This window comes from Solwaraspora sp. WMMD1047, assembly GCF_029626155.1.
Classification (GTDB): Bacteria; Actinomycetota; Actinomycetes; order Mycobacteriales; family Micromonosporaceae; genus WMMD1047.
This window is the reverse complement of the sequence record NZ_JARUBL010000001.1, coordinates 7,503,272-7,521,907: the sequence shown is the minus strand read 5'-3', so window position 1 is coordinate 7,521,907 and position 18,636 is coordinate 7,503,272. Positions and strand designations below refer to the sequence as shown.

The 18,636-nt window shown below is 73.0% G+C and carries 17 protein-coding genes; 9 read left to right on the top strand and 8 right to left on the bottom strand.

The window, feature by feature from the left end; genetic code table 11:
• Positions 1-27 precede the first annotated feature (27 nt).
• From O7627_RS34225 to O7627_RS34190, 8 genes are read left to right on the top strand one after another with little or no spacing between them, the layout of a single operon-like run.
• A complete protein-coding gene (locus O7627_RS34225; protein ID WP_278098540.1) occupies positions 28-1,620 on the top strand; it encodes a fatty acid--CoA ligase in 1,593 nt (530 codons plus the stop codon).
• Positions 1,617-2,633: a TIGR03617 family F420-dependent LLM class oxidoreductase gene (locus O7627_RS34220; protein ID WP_278097567.1), complete on the top strand. Its 1,017-nt coding sequence runs from the start codon at positions 1,617-1,619 to the stop codon at positions 2,631-2,633. The genes O7627_RS34225 and O7627_RS34220 overlap by 4 nt, the downstream gene beginning before the upstream one ends.
• Complete coding sequence (locus O7627_RS34215) at positions 2,633-3,295, top strand: DUF4286 family protein (RefSeq protein WP_278097566.1); 663 nt, start codon at positions 2,633-2,635, stop codon at positions 3,293-3,295. Before O7627_RS34220 ends, O7627_RS34215 begins: the two co-directional genes overlap by 1 nt.
• Positions 3,296-3,313: 18 nt before the next feature.
• On the top strand, positions 3,314-4,408 hold the full coding sequence (locus O7627_RS34210; RefSeq protein WP_278097565.1) for an extracellular solute-binding protein: 1,095 nt from the start codon (positions 3,314-3,316) through the stop codon (positions 4,406-4,408).
• A 23-nt stretch (positions 4,409-4,431) separates the two neighbouring features.
• Positions 4,432-5,169, top strand: coding sequence for an SDR family NAD(P)-dependent oxidoreductase (locus O7627_RS34205; RefSeq protein WP_278097564.1), 738 nt, complete (start codon positions 4,432-4,434; stop codon positions 5,167-5,169).
• A 1-nt stretch (position 5,170) separates the two neighbouring features.
• Positions 5,171-6,319, top strand: a complete 1,149-nt coding sequence (locus O7627_RS34200; protein WP_278097563.1) for an ABC transporter ATP-binding protein — start codon at positions 5,171-5,173, stop codon at positions 6,317-6,319.
• Positions 6,316-7,239 carry an ABC transporter permease gene (locus O7627_RS34195; protein WP_278097562.1) on the top strand — a complete coding sequence of 308 codons (924 nt, stop codon included), beginning with the start codon at positions 6,316-6,318 and terminating at the stop codon, positions 7,237-7,239. The genes O7627_RS34200 and O7627_RS34195 overlap by 4 nt, the downstream gene beginning before the upstream one ends.
• Complete coding sequence (locus O7627_RS34190) at positions 7,232-8,065, top strand: ABC transporter permease (RefSeq protein ID WP_278097561.1); 834 nt, start codon at positions 7,232-7,234, stop codon at positions 8,063-8,065. The genes O7627_RS34195 and O7627_RS34190 overlap by 8 nt, the downstream gene beginning before the upstream one ends.
• Positions 8,066-8,133: 68 nt before the next feature.
• Here O7627_RS34190 and O7627_RS34185 read toward each other — a convergent pair whose 3' ends face one another.
• From O7627_RS34185 to O7627_RS34170, 4 genes are read right to left on the bottom strand one after another with little or no spacing between them, the layout of a single operon-like run.
• Positions 8,134-9,039, bottom strand: coding sequence for an acyl-CoA dehydrogenase family protein (locus tag O7627_RS34185; RefSeq protein WP_278097560.1), 906 nt, complete (start codon positions 9,037-9,039; stop codon positions 8,134-8,136).
• Positions 9,036-10,190, bottom strand: coding sequence for an acyl-CoA dehydrogenase family protein (locus O7627_RS34180; protein ID WP_278097559.1), 1,155 nt, complete (start codon positions 10,188-10,190; stop codon positions 9,036-9,038). Before O7627_RS34180 ends, O7627_RS34185 begins: the two co-directional genes overlap by 4 nt.
• Positions 10,187-10,963 carry an enoyl-CoA hydratase/isomerase family protein gene (locus tag O7627_RS34175; protein ID WP_278097558.1) on the bottom strand — a complete coding sequence of 259 codons (777 nt, stop codon included), beginning with the start codon at positions 10,961-10,963 and terminating at the stop codon, positions 10,187-10,189. Before O7627_RS34175 ends, O7627_RS34180 begins: the two co-directional genes overlap by 4 nt.
• Positions 10,960-12,303, bottom strand: coding sequence for a CoA transferase (locus O7627_RS34170; RefSeq protein WP_278097557.1), 1,344 nt, complete (start codon positions 12,301-12,303; stop codon positions 10,960-10,962). The genes O7627_RS34175 and O7627_RS34170 overlap by 4 nt, the downstream gene beginning before the upstream one ends.
• Before the next feature lie 125 nt (positions 12,304-12,428).
• On the opposite strand from O7627_RS34170, the gene O7627_RS34165 reads away from it, so the two are divergent.
• Positions 12,429-14,420: an NAD(P)-binding protein gene (locus tag O7627_RS34165; protein ID WP_278097556.1), complete on the top strand. Its 1,992-nt coding sequence runs from the start codon at positions 12,429-12,431 to the stop codon at positions 14,418-14,420.
• A gap of 24 nt (positions 14,421-14,444) precedes the next feature.
• Here O7627_RS34165 and O7627_RS34160 read toward each other — a convergent pair whose 3' ends face one another.
• From O7627_RS34160 to O7627_RS34145, 4 genes are read right to left on the bottom strand one after another with little or no spacing between them, the layout of a single operon-like run.
• A complete protein-coding gene (locus O7627_RS34160) occupies positions 14,445-15,290 on the bottom strand; it encodes an enoyl-CoA hydratase-related protein (protein ID WP_278097555.1) in 846 nt (281 codons plus the stop codon).
• A gap of 5 nt (positions 15,291-15,295) precedes the next feature.
• A complete protein-coding gene (locus O7627_RS34155; RefSeq protein WP_278097554.1) occupies positions 15,296-15,805 on the bottom strand; it encodes a MaoC/PaaZ C-terminal domain-containing protein in 510 nt (169 codons plus the stop codon).
• Positions 15,806-15,815: 10 nt separating this feature from the next.
• On the bottom strand, positions 15,816-16,340 hold the full coding sequence (locus O7627_RS34150; RefSeq protein WP_278097553.1) for a MaoC family dehydratase N-terminal domain-containing protein: 525 nt from the start codon (positions 16,338-16,340) through the stop codon (positions 15,816-15,818).
• Entirely contained in the window at positions 16,337-18,628 is a 2,292-nt protein-coding gene (locus O7627_RS34145; protein ID WP_278097552.1) for a CoA transferase, read from the bottom strand. The genes O7627_RS34150 and O7627_RS34145 overlap by 4 nt, the downstream gene beginning before the upstream one ends.
• Positions 18,629-18,636: the final 8 nt, after the last annotated feature.

Genomic DNA, 18,636 nt, shown 5'->3' with positions numbered 1-18,636 from the left:
GGGGAGCCGACGGTGACCGCGACCACGATGCCGGACGCCCCGCTGACCGTGCCGATGGTGCTGCGGCACGCCTTCGCGGTGCACGCCGCCGCCGAGGTGGTCACGGCCGGGGAGACCGACCGGCGGGTGAGCTTCGCGGCGCTGCAGCCGCGGATCGCCCGGCTGGCGAACGGGCTGCGTGCCCTCGGCGTCGGCGCCGGGGACCGGGTGGCGACCTACCTGTGGAACAACCAGGAACACCTGGAGGCGTACGCGGCGGTGCCGGCGATGGGGGCCGTCCTGCACACCCTGAACGTCCGGCTGTCGGTGCCGCAGAACGCCTATGTCGCCGGGCACGCCGGTGACGGGGTGGTGGTCGTCGGGGAGAACCTGGTGGAGTCGTTCGCCCGGTTGCTGCCCCGACTGGACACCGTGCACACGGTGCTGGTCACCGGGGCCGGCGACGGTGGTGCGCTCGACGGCCACGGCAGGCGGGTGCTGCGGTACGAGGAGGTGTTGGCCGGCGCCGACGACCAGCCGCGCTGGCCGGCTCTCGACGAGCGGTCCGCCGCCGCGATGTGCTACACGAGCGGCACCACCGGAGCGCCGAAGGGCGTGGTCTACAGCCACCGGTCGACGGTGCTGCACTCGATGTCGGTCTGCTCCGGCAACGCGGTCGGGATGAGTGCCCGGGACCGGGCGCTGGTGCTGGTGCCGATGTTCCACGCCAACGCGTGGGGTTGGCCGTACGCCGCCCTGATGGCCGGCACCAGCCTGGTGCTGCCCGACCGTGACCTGAGCCCGGAGCGGGTGGTCGGGCTGATCGAGCGGGAGCGGGTCACCGTCACCGGTGGGGTGCCGACTCTCTGGACCGACGTCCTGCACCAGGTGCGGGCCCGGCCGGCCGACCTGTCGTCGCTGCGGCTGGTGCTCTGCGGCGGTTCGGCGGTGCCGGCGTGGCTGCTCGACGCGTACCGCGACGAGGTCGGGGTGCCGCTCGTGCAGGCGTGGGGGATGACCGAGGTCTCGCCCCTGGGTGCGGTGGCCCACACCGAACCGCTCAGTCAGGGTCGGCTGCTCTTCGGGGTGGAAGGGCGGCTCGTCGACGACGGTGGCGCGTGCGTGCCCCGGGACGGCGCGGCGGTCGGTGAGCTGCAGGTGCGCGGCCCGTGGGTCACCGCGAGCTACCACGGCGACGCCGACCCGGCGGCCTTCGACGGCGGCTGGCTGCGCACCGGCGACGTCGGCACCCTCGACCCCGGCGGCCACCTGCGCCTCACCGACCGGGCCAAGGACGTCATCAAGTCCGGCGGCGAGTGGATCTCGTCGGTCGAGCTGGAGAACCAGCTGGCCGCGCACCCCGGTCTCGCCGAGGCTGTGGTGATCGGGGTGCCCGACCCGCGCTGGCAGGAACGCCCGCTCGCCGTCGTGGTGCCGGCCGGCGGCGCCGAGGTCGAGCCGGCGGTGCTGCGGGCCTGGCTGGCCGACCGGGTGCCGCGCTGGTGGGTGCCCGAACGGTGGTCGGCCGTGGCGGCGGTGCCGCGGACCAGCGTCGGCAAGTTCGACAAGGTGGAGCTGCGTCGCCGGTACGCCGAGGGTCTGCTCCCGATCACCACTGTGGACGGAGGGACGGCACGATGAGGATCGACCTGGCGCTCACCGAGGGTGGACTGGCCGAGGCGGCGGCGGCCGGTCAGGCGGCCGCCCGGCACGGGTTCGGCCGGGTCTGGACCACCGAGACGACGAGTGATCCGTTCCTCCTGGCCCACCAGGCCCTGCACCACGGCGCGCCGGGGATCGGCACCGCGATCGCGGTCGCCTTCGCCCGGACCCCGATGGCGACCGCGTACCCGGCCTGGGACCTGGCGGCGGCCTCCGACGGACGCTTCACCCTCGGACTCGGCAGCCAGGTGAAGGCGCACATCGAGCGCCGGTTCGCGATGCCGTGGAGCGCGCCGGTGCCGCGGATGCGGGACTACGTCGGTGCGTTGCGGGCGATCTGGGCCGCGTGGCGGACCGGGGAGAAGCTGGCGTACGAGGGCGAGTTCTACCGGCACACCCTGATGTCGCCGGTCTTCGCGCCGAAACCACACGACCATCGCATCCCGGTCGGCATCGCCGGGGTCGGGCCGCTGATGACCCGGCTGGCCGGGGAGATCGGCGACCAGCTCGTGGTCCACCCCTTCACCACTGTGGAGTACTTCGACCAGCTGACCGCGCCCGCGCTCACCGAAGGGCTGCGGCGCGGCGGCCGTACCCGGGCCGACATCCAGGTCTACGCCACCCTCTTCATCGCGGTCGGTGAGACCGACGAGCAGTTGGCCGCCGCCCGCGAGACGGCCCGGTCCCGGCTGGCGTTCTACGCCTCCACCCCGAGCTACCAGCCGGTGCTGGCCTCGATCGGGTACGGCGACCTGCAGCCCGCCCTGCACGGCCTGGCCGCCCGCGGGGAGTGGGACCAGATGGGCGCCCTGCTCGACGACGACGTGCTCGACCGGTTGGCGGTCAGCGGCAAACCGGCCGCCATCGCGGCCGAGGTGCGGCAGCGGTGGGGGGACCGGCTCGACCGGGTCTCGATCTACGGTGGACTGCCCGCGCTCTCCCCGGCCGGGCTGGCGGACGTGGTTGCCGGCTTCGAGCGGGCGGCGGCGTGATGGACGCCCTGATCGTGGTGATGGACTTCGACGGGGCGCCGGCGGACGAGTTCGCCGACTGGTACGACAGCGAGCACCTGCCGGAGCGGCGGGCCCTGCCCGGCTGGCTCAGCGGCGCCCGCTACCTGGCCGTCGGCGGCGCGGCCCGGTCGGTCGCCCTCTACGACCTGGACTCCGTCGACGCGCTCGACACCGAGGACTACCGGCGGCTGGTCTCCACCGGGTCCAGCCCGTGGCGCGACCGCATCCACCGGCTGCGGGACGCGCAGCGGCGCCCGTCGCTGCGCTACCAGTGCCGGCAGCTGAGCCCGGGCGAGTCCCTGGCTCCCGCCGGCCCCGAATACCTCTACCTCGCCCGGATGAACGTCGCCCCCGAGGTCGAGGACGAGTTCAACAACTGGTACGACGAGGAGCACCTACCGGCATTGGCCGCGGTGCCCGGGGTCCGGGCGGCACGCCGCTTCCGGGCGCTCAACAGCGACGACCGGCTGCACCGGTATCTCGCTACCTATCACCTGGATTCGCCCGACACGGTGACCTCGCCGCAGTGGCGGGACGCGCTTCGCACCAGGCGTACCCGGCAGATCTGGCCGCAGGTCCTCGATGTCGACCTCGCACTGTTCCGACTCGCCGGCACGGCGGCCTGGACGGTGCGTTCCTGACAGAAGGGATTCCGTCCCATGAGAAGCAGACCGCACACCTTCCGGATCGCCGTCGCGGTCCTCTGCGCGTCCGCCGTCGCCCTCGCCGGCTGCGGCGACGACGATTCCGCCGGCACCGGGTCCGACGGCGAGCGGCGTACGTTGAACGTCCTCAGCCTCACCGGCACCACCGGTGACCTGATCCAGGAGGTCTTCGAGCCGTTCGAGCAGCAGTACAACGTTGAGATCAACTGGGTCACCGGCGCCTCGGCGGAGAACCTGGCCCGGATGGCGGCCACCAAGGCCAATCCCGAGTACGACAACGCCATCCTCGACGACCTGAGCGCCTACACCGCGAGCAGCCAGGGAATGCTGGCCAAGGTCGACGAGTCGATCGTCACCGAACTGCCGAACATGTTCGACGCGGCCCGCACCCCCAACGGCGACGGCGTCGCGTGGGGCGCGGCAATCACCGGCATCTTCTACAACACTGAGGCCCTGTCGGAGCGGGGCGTCACGCCGCCAGCGGCCTGGGACGACCTGCTCAAGCCGGAGCTGTGCGAGGGCATCGGGATGGCCAGCCTCTCGGGCAGCTCCACCCTGAAGGCGGTGATGATGCTCGGTGGTATGTCGCGCGACGGTGCCAACACCGACGCGGCGGTCAAGGCCGGGTTGGAGAAGCTCAAGTCGATCAGCTCGTGCGTGCAGACCTTCGAGGCGTCGGTCGGCGCGGTGGATGCCAAGATCCAGAGCGGCGCCTACTCGCACGGCATCCAGCCGAGCACAGCCATCCTGCGGGCGAAGAACGACGGGCTGCCGCTGGAGTTCGTCGTGCCGGAGCCCGGCTCGGTCGGCGTCCTGACGACCGTCGTGCCGATCAAGGACGCACCCAACGCCGAGCTGTCGCAACAGTTCGTGAACTGGCTGCTCACCCCCGACGTGCAGCGGCAGCTCTCGGAGCGGGCCTTCTACTCCCCGCTCAACCGCAACGTGCAGCTCGACCAGCGGCTGCTGGACCTCGGGGTGCCGGGGCCGGAAGTGGTGAACGAGCTCTACACCCCCGACTACGCGGTCGTGACGAGCGAGCGGCCCGCCTGGTCATCCATTTTCGACCGTGAGGTGGCGGGCAAGTAACCATGGATGGACGCTGGTGTCTGGTGACCGGAGCCGCGAACGGACTCGGTCGGGAGATCGCCCTGGGCCTGGTGGCCGACGGGTGGACGGTGGCCGCTCTCGACATCGACAAGCCCGCGCTGGACGCGCTCTGCGCCGAGGCGGACGGGCTGCGGCCGTTCGTCGTCGACGTGCGGGACCGGGCGGCCGTGCGGGACGCGGTCGCCCGGATGGGTCCGGCCGGTGCCCTGCACGGACTGGTCAACAACGCCGGCGTCATCCGGGTCGCACCCATCCTGGAGATGTCGGCGGCCGACTGGACCGACGTGCTCGACGTCAACCTCACCGGCGCCTTCCACGTCGCCCAGGCGGTGGGCGCGCGGATGGTCGCCGAGGAGGTGCCCGGCCGGCTGATCAACATGGGCACGATCAGCGGCAAGGTGCCGCGGCCCGGCCGCTCCTCGTACTGCGTCTCCAAGACCGCGGTCACCATGCTCACCCGGATGCTCGCGGTGGAACTCGCGCCGGCCCGGGTCACCGTCAACACGGTGTCCCCGGGCTCGGCCGAGGGCGGCGTGGTCTGGGAGAACATCGCCAAGGGGCACACCACCATGGCGGCGCTGGTCGGCGGCGACCTGGCCCGGCACCGGCTCGGCGTGCCGCTGGGCCGGCTGGCCAACGCGCAGGACGTGCTCGGCGCGGTCCGCTACCTGCTCTCCCCGGCGGCCGGCCACGTCACCGGGGTGGAGCTGCCGGTCGACGGCGGACAGGGGATGTTCTGAGATGGCCGGTGACTTCCTGGTGCTCGACCGACTGGTCAAGCGGTTCAAGGAGCACACGGCGGTGGACGGCCTCTCGCTCGCCGTGAACAAAGGCGAGTTCGTCGCCTTCCTCGGGCCGTCGGGCTGCGGGAAGACCACGACGCTGCGGATGCTGGCCGGGTTCGCCCAGGCGGACTCGGGCACCATCCACGTCGCGGGCAAGCGGATCGACCAGCTGCCCAGCCGGGTCCGGCCGACGGCCATGGTATTCCAGGACTACGCGCTCTTCCCGCACCTGACGGTCGGGCAGAACGTCGCCTTCGGCCTGCGGATGCGCAAGGTGGGCCGGCGCGAGATCGCGGAGCGGGTCGAGCGGGTGCTCGATCTGGTGAAGCTGCCGGGCACCCACGACAAGTACCCGAACCAGCTCTCCGGCGGGATGAAGCAGCGGGTGGCGGTCGCCCGGGCGCTTGTCGTGAACCCCGACATCCTGCTGCTGGACGAGCCGCTGAGCAACCTCGACGCCAAGCTGCGCAAGCAGATGCGGGTCGAGCTGCGCCGGATGCACGACGACTCCGGCACCACATCGGTCTTCGTTACCCACGACCTGCACGAGGCGTTCTTTCTCGGTGACCGGGTGGCCCTGATGAACGGCGGCCGGATCGAGCAGTTCGGCACCCCCCGTGAGGTGTTCCGACGACCGGCCACCCCGTTCGTCGCCGACTTCGTCGGCCACCTCAACCTGCTCGACGGCCGGGTCGACGAGGTCGACGACGGTACGGTCCGGGTGGCCACGACCGGTGGCCTGCCGGTCCGGGCCGAGCTGCCCCCCGGCGCGGACCGGCCGGCGGTCGGCGACGGCGCGATCGTCGCGCTCCCGCCGCACGTCATCGGCGTCTCCACCACGAAGCCCGCGCCCGGACGTAAGCCCGCGACCGGACGCGAGCCCACCGCCGGAGCTGAGCCCGGCGCCGGCGTCGCGGTCGAGGCGCGGGTCCTGTTCACCGGTTATCTCGGCGCGTCGATACAGATCATCGCGGACGCGGCAGGGGTCGAGTTGCAGATCGACGCGACGGTGGCCGACACGCCGGAGGTGGCGGTCGGCGAGTCGGTCTGGCTGTCCTGGCGGCCGGCGGACGTGATCTGTCTGCCGGCCGGGGACCTGCCTTGAGCGCCCCGTCCCAGGCGCCGGGGCTGCCGGCGGTCACCCCGGACGGAGTGCCGCCGCCGCGACCGGGCAGATCGTTGAGCCGGCTGGAGCCGTACCTCCTGGGGTTGCCCGGCCTGATCTTCATGATCGTCTTCTTTCTCGTGCCGGTGGCCCGGATGATGTATCTCGGGCTCACGGTGGAGAACGACGCCGGCGGTGTCGACTGGTCGTGGAGCCACTGGGCGAGCGTGTTCGAGGACGACTACGGGCGGGCGGTGCTCTTCCGTACCCTGCGGATCGGGTTCTGGACGACCGTCGGCTGCCTCGTACTGGCCTACCCGCTGGCCCTGTGGGTGCGACAGATCTCGCCGGCCTTCCGGTCGATGGTCATCCTCGTCGTGCTGTCGCCGCTGTTGACCAGCTCGGTGGTCCGGATGCTCGGTTGGGTGCTGCTCCTCTACGACGACGGGATCGTGAACGAGACCCTCGGCGCGGTCGGGATCGGTCCACTGACGCTGCTCTACCGGGAGAGCGCCATCGTCATCGGAGCCATCCACGTCTTCTTCGGGTTCATGTTCCTCGCCCTGCTGTCGGCGATGTCGCGGATCCGGGAGAGTGAGATCGAGGCCGCCATGAACCTCGGCGCCGGCCGGCTCCGGGTGATCCGGGAGATCGTCTTCCCGGTGACGATTCCCGGCGTCATCGGCGGCTGCGTCATCGTCTTCTCGCTCGCCTGCAGCGAGTACGCGATCGCCAACATGCTCGGCGGTAGCAGCCAGCCGGTGATGGGCAGCGAGATCTACAAGCAGGCGCTGGTGTATCTGCAGTGGGACCGGGCGGCCGGCATCGCCACCATCCTGTTCCTGATCGTGACGGTGGCAATCGTGATCTTCTCCGGCCTGCTGCGGCGGCGGGCACTGCGGGGGTTGTCGGATGAGTGAGCAGGACCGGTCCACCAACCTGGTGCCCCGCGGATTCGGCATCGCCTGGACCGCGGCGGTGGTGGTGTTCATCCTCGCCCCGTTCGTCGTGATGCTGCTGATGTCCTTCACCGGCAGCCCGTTCCTCTCCTACCCCTGGGAGGAGGGCGGCTTCTCGCTGCGCTGGTACACGGCCTTCTTCGACAGCCCGGCCTTCCTCGACGCGTTCGTCGACAGCCTGCTGCTCGCGGTCATCACCAGCGTGGTCACCCTCGCGGTGGCCTCGCTGGCGTCGCTGGCGATCGTGCGCTACGCCTTCCGGCTGCGCAACGCGCTCAACCTGCTCCTGGTGGCACCGCTCTTCGTGCCGCACGTGATGATCGCGCTGGCGTTGCTGATCTACACGTCGAGCGTGCTCGACTGGGGCAGCGGGCTGCGGCGGATGCTCGTCGCCCACGTGGTGATCACATTGCCGTTCGCCATCGCGACCATCTCGGCCGCGCTCACCGGCTTCGACCGCAACCAGGAGTACGCCGCCTACGACCTCGGCGCCGGCCGGTGGCGGACCCTGCTGACCATCACCCTGCCGCAGGTCAAGGCCGGGTTCTTCGCGGCGGCGGTGATGGCGTTCGTGGTCTCCTTCGACAACGTCGCGGTCTCCCTGTTCATGGTCGGTCCCCGCTACTCCTCGCTACCGGTGGAGATCTACTCGTTCGCGATCGAGGAGATCTCACCGCTGGCCCCGGCGGCCGCCATGGTGATGACGTTCTTCTCCCTGGTGGCGATCATCGCGATCGAGCGGTCGTTCGGGGTGCAGCGCCTACTGGGCACCGGCGCCAACCGCTGACCCGCGCCCCCCCGCAGCCACGGACGCTGCGGGAGTCGCGGGGGCGCGGCAGTGGTTGGAGCCGCGGATCAGCCGGTCAAGCCCGCGGCGCGCAGCGAGATCGCGTCGCGGGCCAACCCTTCGACGCCGTACTCGCGCAGGTAGCCGTAGCCGCCGTAGAGCTGCACGGCGGCCAGGGTGACGGCGACGGCGTCGTCCAGGACCCGTCGCCGGGCCAGCTCCGGCGCGTCCGGGTCGGCGACCACCCGGGCCATCGTCGCCAGTGACGCGGCCAGCGCGTCCAGGCGGGCGGCGTACGCCGGCAGCGCCGTCAGCGGTCCACCGAACTGGTGCCGCTGTGCGCCGTACGAGCGGGCGTGTGCCGCCGCTCCGGCCGCCGCGCCCAGCGCCGCCGCGGCGATCCCCCAGCGCCACCAGCGTCCGACCTCCCCGGCCGCCGGCCGCCAGTCGACCGGGCCGGCGACCGACGCCGTCGCGGCGCCGAGCCCGGGCAGCCCGGTGCGGCCCGGTGCTTCGGTGACGACGATGGCGTCCCGGGCCACCAGGGCCGCCCGGTTTCCGCCGTCCCAGATGTGAACCGCCTCGACCGGCAGACCGAGGTCGACCCGGGTCACCGCCGCGCCGCCATCCGGCGCCGCCGAGCCGAACGCGAGCGACCGCGGCGGCTCGGCGGTCTGGCCGATCCGCGCCGCCGCGTGGGTGTGGACGACCACCATCGCCGCGGTGGGGCAGACCCGGGCGAGCCGCTCGACCACCACCAGGGCGGCGGGTAGCCCGCCGCCCTGCCCGCCGTGCTCCTCGGCGATGCCGACATCGAGCAGACCGGCCCGCCCGAGCGCGTCGACCATCTCCGGGCCGACCACGCCCGCCTGCTCCAGGCTGCCGCGCGCGGCGCCGAGCCGGTCCTGCGCGAAGGCGGTCGCGACCGCCCCGAGGTCGGCGAGTTCCGGTGCGGTGGCGAGTGGATCGGTCATGTCAGCCGCCCGGCGGTGTCGCGGGCGATGATCAGCCGCTGGATCTCGTTCGTCCCGTCGTAGATCTGGGTCACCTTGGCGTCCCGCAGCAACCGCTCCACCCCGAGGTCGGCGCGGTCACCGTCGGCGCCGAGCAGCGCGCACGCCTCGTCCGCGACCTGGACCCCGAGGTCCGTGCAGAACAGCTTGGCGGCCGACACAGCGGCCACCGAATCGCGTTCGTCCCGGTCGACGGCCGCCGCCGTGGCGTAGAGCAGCGCCCGCCCGGCGAGCACCCGGCTGCGGAGCCCGGCCAGCCGGAACCCGAGCTCCGGCGGGATCGGGCCGGCCGCGCGGAACCGGCCGGCCACCGCGGCGTACGCGGCGGTGGCGATGCCGACCCCCTGCGCCGCCGCGCTGATCCGTGACTTCGTCACCGAGCGCATCGTCACCGGCCAGCCGCCCCCCTCCGGGCCGAGCCGCGCGGTGGCCGGCACCCGGACCCGGTCGAGGAAAAGCTCCACGGTGGACGATCCGTGCATCCCCATCTTCTCGAACGGCCGACCCCGGGACAGGCCCTCGGCGTCGCCGGGGACGAGAAACGCGGTGACACCGGCCCGGCCGGCGGCCGGGTCGACGGTGGCGAAGAGCACGATGACGTCGGCGACGTCGCCGTTGGTGATGAAGGTCTTGGCGCCGTCGATCAGATAGCCGTCACCGTCGGGCTTCGCGGTGGTCCGCAGCGCGGACACGTCGCTGCCGGCGTCGGGTTCGGTGACCGCCAGCGAACCGTAGGCCGTGCCGGCGCAGAGGTCCGGGATGTACGCGGCCTGTTGGGCGGGTGTGCCGGCGACCAGGATCGGGTAGGCCGCGTGGGTCTGCGTCATGTAGATCAGCGAGGTGGCGGGGCAGACCGCGGTGATCTCCTCGACCGCCATCGCGTACCCGACCGTGCCGTGTCCGGTGCCGCCCAGCTCGGCCGGGAAGAGCACCCCGGCGAGCCCCTCCCGGGCCAGCGCCTGGTACGCCGGCCCGGCGAACTCGCCGGTGCGGTCGCGGTGCTCCACCCCGGGCGCCACGCTCGCGGCCAGGGTGGCCCGCAGCCGGTTGCGCAGCTGCCGGGCCCGGCCGTCCAGGAAGGCATCGGTGGTGACCTCGTCGGTGTGGCTCACTCGAACACCGCCGGTCGCCGCTGCCGGAACGCGGCGATCCCCTCCCGGGCCTCCGACCCGGCGGTGGTGAGCGCCGCGGTGGCGGTCTCCCGGGCCAGGCCGCTCTCGATGCCGTCGGCGTGGGCCAGCAGCCCCAGGGCGAGCCGGGTGGCCCGTGGGCCGCGGGCGGCGATCGCCCCGGCCAGCTCCAGCGCCCGGTCGAGCAGCCGGTCCGGCGGCAGCGGCGGTTCGGCGAGCAGTCCCCGGGCGTGCGCGGTCGGGGCGTCCCACCGGGTGCCGGTGGTGACGAGATAGCTGGCCAGTTGCCGGCCGACGAGCCGGGGCAGGCGTTGGGTTCCGCCGTAGCCGGGGAGCAGCCCGAGTCCGGTCTCGGGCAGCGCGAAGGACGCCCGCTCGGACCCGATGATGAAGGTGGTGGCGAGCGCCAGCTCGAATCCGCCACCCAGTGCCAGGCCGTTGACGGCGGCGATGACCGGCACCGGCGCCGTGCAGAGGCGGGAGAAGACGCGCTGCCCGACGGCGAGGACGTCGACCACGGTGGCCGCGTCGCCGGCCTCGGTCAGCTCGTCGAGGTCGGCGCCGGCACAGAAGCTGCGGCCGCCCGCACCGGTGATGACGACCGCCCGGACGCCGCGATCCGCGACGGCGGTGTCGACGGCGGCGTCGAGCGCGGTGAGCAGCGCCGCGTTGAGGGCGTTGTGCCGGTCCGGCCGGTTCAGGGTGAGCAGCAGGGTCGCCTCGCGGCGCTCCAGCAGCAGCGGACCGCCGGTCACGACGACTCCGCCCGGACGGTGGTCAATTCGCCGCCGGTCGCGCCACCGGCGGTGAGCCCGGTTGCGCCAACGGCCGTGGCGCCGGTCGCTCCGCCGGGCGACGGACTGGCGGTCGCGGCGCCGGGCGCCTGGCTCGGCGCTGCGCCGGGACGGGCCAGGCGGGCGACCGCAGCTTCGTCGAGGCCGAGCTCGCGGAGTATCTCCGCGGTGTGCGCACCGAGCCCCGGTGCCGGACCGCGCGGTGGGGTGGTATCGGCGTAGCGCCAGGGCGCCGCGACGGCGTGGGCCGGCGGGCCGTCGCCCGGCAGCGTCACGATGGCCTCCCGGGCCAGGACCTGCGGATCGGCGACGACATCGGAGAGGTACGCGATCGTGGCGCCCGGAATCCCGGCCGCCGCGAACTCGGCCAGCCACTCGGCGGCCGGCCGGGTCCGCAGGGTACGACCGAGCCGGTCGATGATCCGGTCGCGGTGCGCCCGGCGTCCGGCGTTGTCGGCCAGCGCCGGGTCGGCGGCCAGCTCGGCCAGGCCGGTCACCGCGCAGAGCCGGTGCCAGATCGCGTCGCTGCCGACGGCGACCACCAAGGGCCGGTCGGCCGTGTCGAACGGCTGGTAGATGGCGATCACCGAGTCGGTCCCGCCGGACGGGGCGGGCTCGGGCTCACCGGCCAGGTAGCTGGCGATTCGGGGGGCCATCAGAGCCAGGTCGGTGTCGAGCAGCGACACGTCGATCAGCTCGCCGGGGCCGCCCCGCTCCACCCGGCGCAGCGCCGCCACCGTGGCGAGGGCGCAGACCAGGCCGGCGACGATGTCGGACAGGGCGGTGCTGACCCGCTGCGGCCGTCCGCCGGCCGGGCCGGTGACGCTCATCAGTCCGGAGCGGGCCTGCGCGATGAGGTCGTACCCGGGCAGGTGGGTGTCCGGCCCGGTCAGGCCGAAACCGGAGAGTGCACAGTAGACGAGCTGGGGATGCCGCGCCCGCAGCGTCGGTGGGTCGATGCCGAGCTGGGCGAGCTTGCCCGGGTTGAGGTTCTCCACGAACACCTGGGCGGTGCCGACGAGTCGGTCGAGGGCGGCCCGCCCGTCGTCGGTGCGCAGGTCGAGCACGATCGACCGCTTGTTGCGGTTGGCCGAGGCGAACCAGGCCGAATCGGACCCGACGAACGGCGGCCCCCAGCCCCGCGCGTCGTCGCCGTGCGGTCGCTCGACCTTGATCACGTCCGCGCCGAGTTCGGCCAGGTACATGGTGGCGGTCGGACCGGCGTAGGACGTGGACATGTCGACCACGCGGATGCCCCGCAGCGGCAGCGTTCCCGCGGCCGGGCTGGCGACGTCGTGCATGCTCACTCCCGTCATCTCAGGCCCGGCCCGATGATCGTTCGGGCCCGGTTGGGGGAGCAACGCCCTGGTCCGCCCTGTGGCACGCTCTCTGCCGTCGCACTGCCCGGCCGCCATAGGCTCGGCCGGTGGCAGAGCTCGGCGATCCGATCCGGGTGGGGCGGCGGATGATGCGGAACCGCATCATGCATGTGGCCGTGAACACCGGGTACGCGGTCGACCACCGGGTCGGGGACCGGATGTTCGCCTACTGGCGGCGCCGGGCGGCGGGCGGGGTGGGTGCCATCGTCAGCGGCCTGACCCCGGTACGGGCCGACTCGGTCTACAAGTCCTCGGTGCTCAGGAACGCCGGCGACGACGACCTGCCGGAGCTGGCCCGGTTCGCGGCGGCGGTGAACGGCGCCGGGGCCCTGGCCCTGGCCCAGCTGGTGCACAACGGCGCGCAGTTGGTGCCCGGTCCGGGCGGACCGGTTCCGGTGTCGCCGTCGGGGCTGCCGGTGCCGGGAATGACGCAGCCCAGCCGGGCCCTGTCCGGGCCGGAGGTGGCCGCCGTGGTCACCGCGTTCGCGGACGCGGCCGACCGCTGTCGGCGGGCCGGGGTGGACGGCGTCGAGGTGCACGGCGCGCACGGGTTCCTCATCCACCAGTTCCTGTCGCCGTTGACCAACCGGCGCACCGACCGGTACGGCGGATCGGCTGTCGCCCGGCGCCGGCTGGCGTACGAGGTGCTCCGCGCCGTACGCGACCGGGTCGGGCGCGACCTGGTGGTCGGCTTCCGGCTGGTGGTCGATGAGTTCACTGTGGACGGCATCGGCGTGGGGGAGGCGCTGGAGACCGCCCACGGCCTGGCCACCGAGGGCCTGGTCGACTACCTGAGCGTCAGCGCGGGCAACTACGGCACGCTGGAACGTGCGATCTCCGCCTATCCGGTAGGGGACGGGCCGCTGGTGCCGCTGGCGGCGAAGGTGCGGGCCGCCGTCGGCGCAACGGTACCGGTGGTGGCCGCCAACCGGCTGGGCGACCACGAGGCGGCCCGAGCGGTGGTCCGCGACGGCGCGGCCGACATCATCGGGCTCGGCCGTCCTCTCCTGGCGGACCCGGACTGGCCACGCCATCTGCCGCCCCCGACCGGCACCGGCCGCCCACCCCCGATCGGCACGGGACCTTCGGCTGTGGCCGGCGCCGGGTCCTCTCCTGTGGCCGGCGCCGGCTCCTCTCCTGTGGCCGGCTCCGGCCTCTTGGCCGTGGTCGGCACCGGCCGGCCGCGACCGTGCATCGCGTGCAACTCCTGCTTCGCGGGCGGCGGCGTGACGACGAACGTCGGCATCGAGTGCGCGGTCAACCCCGCCCTCGCCCTCGGCACCGAGGACGAGCCGCCCGGTCCGCCCGGCGGACCCGCGTTCCTGGTGATCGGTGCCGGCGTCGCCGGGCTGGCGTTCGCCCTGGAGGCGTCCCGGCTCGGCCATCCGGTCACCATCAAGGAGCGGGAGCCGGTGCCGGGCGGCCAGGTCGCGCTCTACAGCGATCTCCTCACCGCCGGAATGTTCGGGCGGTACGTCGACTACGCGGTAGCCACCCTCGCCGATCGCGGGGTGACGGTCGAATGCGGCATGAACGTCGACGCGGCAACCCTGCGTGACCTCGCCGGTGACCACGCGGCCGTGGTGGTCGCCACCGGCGCCCGGCCGGCCACCGCGGACCTGCTGCGTCGGCCCCCGCCCGGTACGGCGGTGGCGGTGATCGCCGACGACCCTGGTCCCGAGCCGCTGCAGATCGCGGCGCTACTGGCCGGCACCGGCTACCGGGTGCGCCTGGTGGCCGACGGCCCGGTGGCCGGCGCGGCCTGCGAGACCCTCACCCGCCGCGCGCTGCTCGACCGCCTGCGCGCCGCCGGCGGCACCGTGCAGACCGCTGGTAACGCAGGCCCGGTCACCGGCCCCGATGAACTTGTGGTGCGGGCCGGTCGGCGCGAGCCGGAGCGTTCCCTGATCGAGGTGGTGGCCGGCTCGCACCAGGTCGGCGACTGCGTGACGCCGGGGACGATCGCGGATGCGACCCGGTCCGCGCACCGGTTGGCGCGCACCCTGCACGAGGCGCACCCCGCGACCACCATCGGGTAGTCGCGGGGTGCGGAAAAGAGCCGCTCACGCCTCGTCGGCGAGGCGCTCCCGGCGTAGCCGCCCACTGATGTGCGCCCGGTACGCCCCGAAGTTCGGCGGCCGCTTCTCCTTGAACGCCCGCTTGCCCTCCGCCGCCTCGCCGTCCGCCCCGAAGTAGGCGGGGTTGACCTCGCGCACGTACCGCGCCGGGTCGGAGACGTCCCGCAACGGCTTGTAGACGTCCCGGAAGACGTACTTGATCAGCGCCAGGCTGGTGGGTGCCCGCTCCAGCAACTCGCGGCACCAGCCGTCCACCTCGTCGTCGAGGCTTTCGTGTGCGACCGCCACGTTCGCCAGCCCCATCTCCACCGCCTCGCGGGCGGTGTAGCGGCGGCACAGCATCCACAGCTCCTTGGCCTTCTTCATACCGACGATGTAGGCCAGGTCCTGGACGAAGTTGCCGGCGGTCATCGCCGCCACCCGGGCGCCGTTCTGTCCGAAGACCGCGTGGTCGTCGCAGGCGATGGTGAGGTCGCAGTGGTAGGCGAGGTGGTTGCCGCCGCCGATGGCGTAGCCGCAGACCCGGGCGATCACCGGTTTGAGGGTGTCCTCGATGCCGCCGTGCAGCAGCCCGAGGTGGCGGAAGCCGGTCGCGGCCGGGTCGTCGGAGGCGTGCTCGCCGACGTCACCGCCGGCGCAGAAGGCCCGATCGCCGGCGCCGGTGAGTACGATGACGCCGATCTCGGCGTCGGCGTCGGCGTCCTCCACCGCGGCGTTGATCTCCCGCCAGGTCTGCTGGGTGGTGGAGTTCATCCGGTGTGGACGGTTGATGGTGATCCAGGCGGCACCCGGCACCCGCAGGTGCTTCTCGTAGCGGATGTCGGAGAACACGGCGCTCACCGCTGGGCCGGGACGGTGTCGTCGGCGAACGCCCACTCGTACAGCTCGGGATCGGGCTCGAAGATCTTCAGCACGTGGCCGTGTCCCCTGCGGGGCAGCACGGTGACCACCCGGCCGTGGCAGGTCCGCTCCCCCTTGTCGTTCGTCAGGTCGATCTCGCACTCGACGTGGCCGAGCCCTTCGGCTTCCCAGACCCGGGTCACCACGCCCGTGGCGGTGAAGGTGCTGCCGGGGTAGTCGATGCCGCGGTGCGAGCAGTCGGCTTCCCGGACGAACGCCTCGGGTCCGGACCACTCGGTCACCAGCGACACCAGCAGGGCGTGCTTGAACGGGCCGGCGATCAGGATGCCGGGCATCCCCCGCTCGCGGACCCAGTCGGCGTCGTGGTGCAGCGGGTAGAAGGTCTCGACCGAGGTGGAGAACCGCACGATGTGCGACGTCGTGACCGGCCCGGTTGTCCTCGGGCCGAGCTGGTCGCCCACGGCGACATCGTCGAAGTAGCGCACGCTGGGTCTCCTAGGGTAGCTCGAACTCGATCTGCTGGGTGTGGGCCAGCACCTCGCGGAACTGGTTCACGTAGACCGTCTCCCGGACGATCATTCCCATCCGGCCCTTGCGGCCCTGTTTCATCGCGACCTCGCGGAGCCGGGTCCGTTGTGACACCACGTCCCCGACCTGCAGCGGCCGGAAGATCCGCAGCCGGGTCCCGCCGTGTACGTGGGTCCGGCCGCCGTAGACGAGGACCTGGACCATGTCCTTGAAGACCTGGTTCGGTGGCCGGATCTCCAGGCCGCCGTGCGGGTAGCGGACGATCGCGGTGGGTGGGCCGACCACGTCGGGATAGCCCGCGGCGCGCGCCGCGCGCTCGTCGCGGTGGACGGGTTCGTCGTTGAAGGTGGCGTCGGCGAACCGGCGGAGGTAGGAGCGGTCGATCGGCTCCGGCGCCGTCCACCACGCGCTCATCGTGCCGATCAGCGCACGTACCTCGTCGGAGATGTCCTCCGGTGGTACGGGGGCCTCTATCTGGGCGACCTCGGTCAATGTCTCGCCTCCTGGCTGGGTGCGGTCACTCCGGCCTCCCGCAGCGCCGCGCGTTCCTGGTCGTCGATCCCGAGTTCGCGCAGGATCTCGTCGGTGTGTTCGCCGAGTCCGGGCACCCGCCGGCGCTCCGCCAGCAGCGTCGACTCGGCGCCGAACTTGAACGGGCTGCCGATCACGTGGCAGCTGTCGGTGGGGGTGATCTCGATGTCGAGGACCATCCGCCGCTCCGCGGTGATCGGGTGCTCGATCACCTCGGGCAGGTCGTTGACGAGACCGGCCGCGATCCCGACCTGCTGACACTCCTGCACGACGGTCGCCGCCGGCCGGCCGGCCACGTACCCGGCGACCGCGGCGTCCCAGCCGGTCTCGTCGGCGTCCAGGCCGAACAGCTCCCGAGCCGCCGCCCGCTCGTCCTCGGTCTCGGCGGTGACCGCGACCCACCGGTCGTCCTTGCTCGGGTAGGCGTTGTGCAGGGCGTGGTACGGGTGCCGGTTGCCGACCGGCGCCGGCGCGCCGCCGGTCCACGCGGACGGCCACCATTCGGTGGTGAGCCAGGCGGCGGTGTCGAAGAGTGCCAGGTCGACGAAGGCGCCGGCGCCGGTGCGGCGGCGCCGGTGCAGGGCGGCGACGACGGCGGCCACCGAGCCGAGGGCCACGGTGTTGTCGACCACCGAGGGACCGGTCTTCACCGGCCGCCCGCCGGGCTCGCCGGTCACCGACATGATGCCCGCCTCGGCCTGCAGCACGGCGTCGAAGGCCCGCCGGTACTTGCGTCCTCCGCGCCAGCCGAATCCGCTTATCGCGCAGTAGACCAGCCGCGGATTGGCGTCCCGCAGGTCGGCGTCGGTCAGGCGCAGCTTCTCGACGGTGTCGGGCGCCATGTTCTCGCAGAACACGTCGCTGCTGGCGATCAGCCGGCGCAGCAGCGCGTGCCCGCGCGGGTCGGCGACGTCGATCACGACGGACCGCTTGCCCACGTTCCAGAAGTGCCACAGGTACGCGTTGCCGTCGGCCAGCACCGGGGCGGTCTCCCGCGCGTTGTCGCCCTGCCGCAGCTCCACCTTTATGACATCGGCGCCGAGGTCGGCCAGCATCCGGGTGGCGAGCCCACCGGCGGTGTGCCCACCCATCTCCAGCACCCGGATGCCGGCGAGGGGCGGTTGCCCGGCGGCGGTGGGAGGCTGAGGTCCCGGCGCCGGCTCGCCGGCATCCTCGATGCGGAAGAACGACCCCCAGACCGGCACGGTACGCCCGTCGACGGTCGCGGTGCGGACGAGCCCGCGCTCGGTGAGATGGTCGTCGGCGAGCAGGTGTCCGATGGTGCGTACCTCGCCGACCGCCACCCGCGCCGCGTCCATGGCGGCGGCCACCTCGGCCGAGGTCCGGGTCGAGGTCCAGGCCGCGATGATGCCGTCGACCTCGGCTCGCCGCCGGACCCGGTTGAGCTTGCCCCGGTACCGGGGGTTGCCGACGAGGTCGGTCCGTCCGATCACCCCCAGCAGCCGGTGCCAGAGATTCTCCGAGATCGCGACGATCACGATCTCCCCGTCCGCGGTGGGGTAGGTGTTCCACGGCGCGGAGAGCAGTTGGACGTTGCCGACCCGGCTCGGCAGCTTGCCGGAGTCGAAGTAGGCGGGCAGGAAGTTGCCCTGCATCATCAGCATCGCGTCGAACCCGGCGATGTCGATCCAGGCCCCGTCGCCCCCGGCGTCCCGGCGCAGCAGGGCGGCCAGCGCCGCTCCGCAGGTCAGCAGCGCGCAGACGCTGGCGCCGAGCGGGATGCCGGCCCGGCTGGGCGGGCTGTCGGCGTGGCCGTTGAGGGCGGTGATCCCGCCGACCGACTGCAGGACGAGCTCGCTCGCGTGCCGGCGGCGGCCTTCTGCTCCCTGCCCGAAGGCCGAGCTGACGGCGGTCACCAGGCGCGGATCGAGTTCCCGCCAGCCGTTCTCGTCACCCAGCCCGTAGGGCGCGAGGCGGCGCAGCCAGACGTCGTCGACGAGCACGATGTCCGCCCCGGCCGCGTGGTTGCGGACCCGGACCCCGAGTTCGTCGGGCCGGTCCGGCCAGGGCACCCGCCGGCATTCCTTGCCCAGGTGCAGCGAGGTGGCCAGCAGCGAGTCGCCGCCGTCCGGCCCGGGGCCGAGGCGGCGGACCGGATCGCCGCCGGCCGGCTCCAGCTTCTCCACCCGGGCGCCGAGGTCGGCCAGGAGTCGTCCGCAGATGGCGGTCGCCGACCAACCCTCCGACAGCTCCAGCACCCGTACGCCGGCAAGGCTCAGATCCGACACCGTTGGCC

What these genes read in the sequence shown, in the direction of transcription:
- O7627_RS34190 (WP_278097561.1), top strand. Translation starts at nt 7,232, where the DNA reads ATGAGTGAGCAGGACCGGTCCACCAACCTGGTGCCCCGCGGATTCGGC.
- O7627_RS34170 (WP_278097557.1), bottom strand. Translation starts at nt 12,303, where the DNA reads ATGCACGACGTCGCCAGCCCGGCCGCGGGAACGCTGCCGCTGCGGGGC.
- O7627_RS34215 (WP_278097566.1), top strand. Translation starts at nt 2,633, where the DNA reads ATGGACGCCCTGATCGTGGTGATGGACTTCGACGGGGCGCCGGCGGAC.
- O7627_RS34225 (WP_278098540.1), top strand. Translation starts at nt 28, where the DNA reads ATGCCGGACGCCCCGCTGACCGTGCCGATGGTGCTGCGGCACGCCTTC.
- O7627_RS34210 (WP_278097565.1), top strand. Translation starts at nt 3,314, where the DNA reads ATGAGAAGCAGACCGCACACCTTCCGGATCGCCGTCGCGGTCCTCTGC.
- O7627_RS34200 (WP_278097563.1), top strand. Translation starts at nt 5,171, where the DNA reads ATGGCCGGTGACTTCCTGGTGCTCGACCGACTGGTCAAGCGGTTCAAG.
- O7627_RS34185 (WP_278097560.1), bottom strand. Translation starts at nt 9,039, where the DNA reads ATGACCGATCCACTCGCCACCGCACCGGAACTCGCCGACCTCGGGGCG.
- O7627_RS34220 (WP_278097567.1), top strand. Translation starts at nt 1,617, where the DNA reads ATGAGGATCGACCTGGCGCTCACCGAGGGTGGACTGGCCGAGGCGGCG.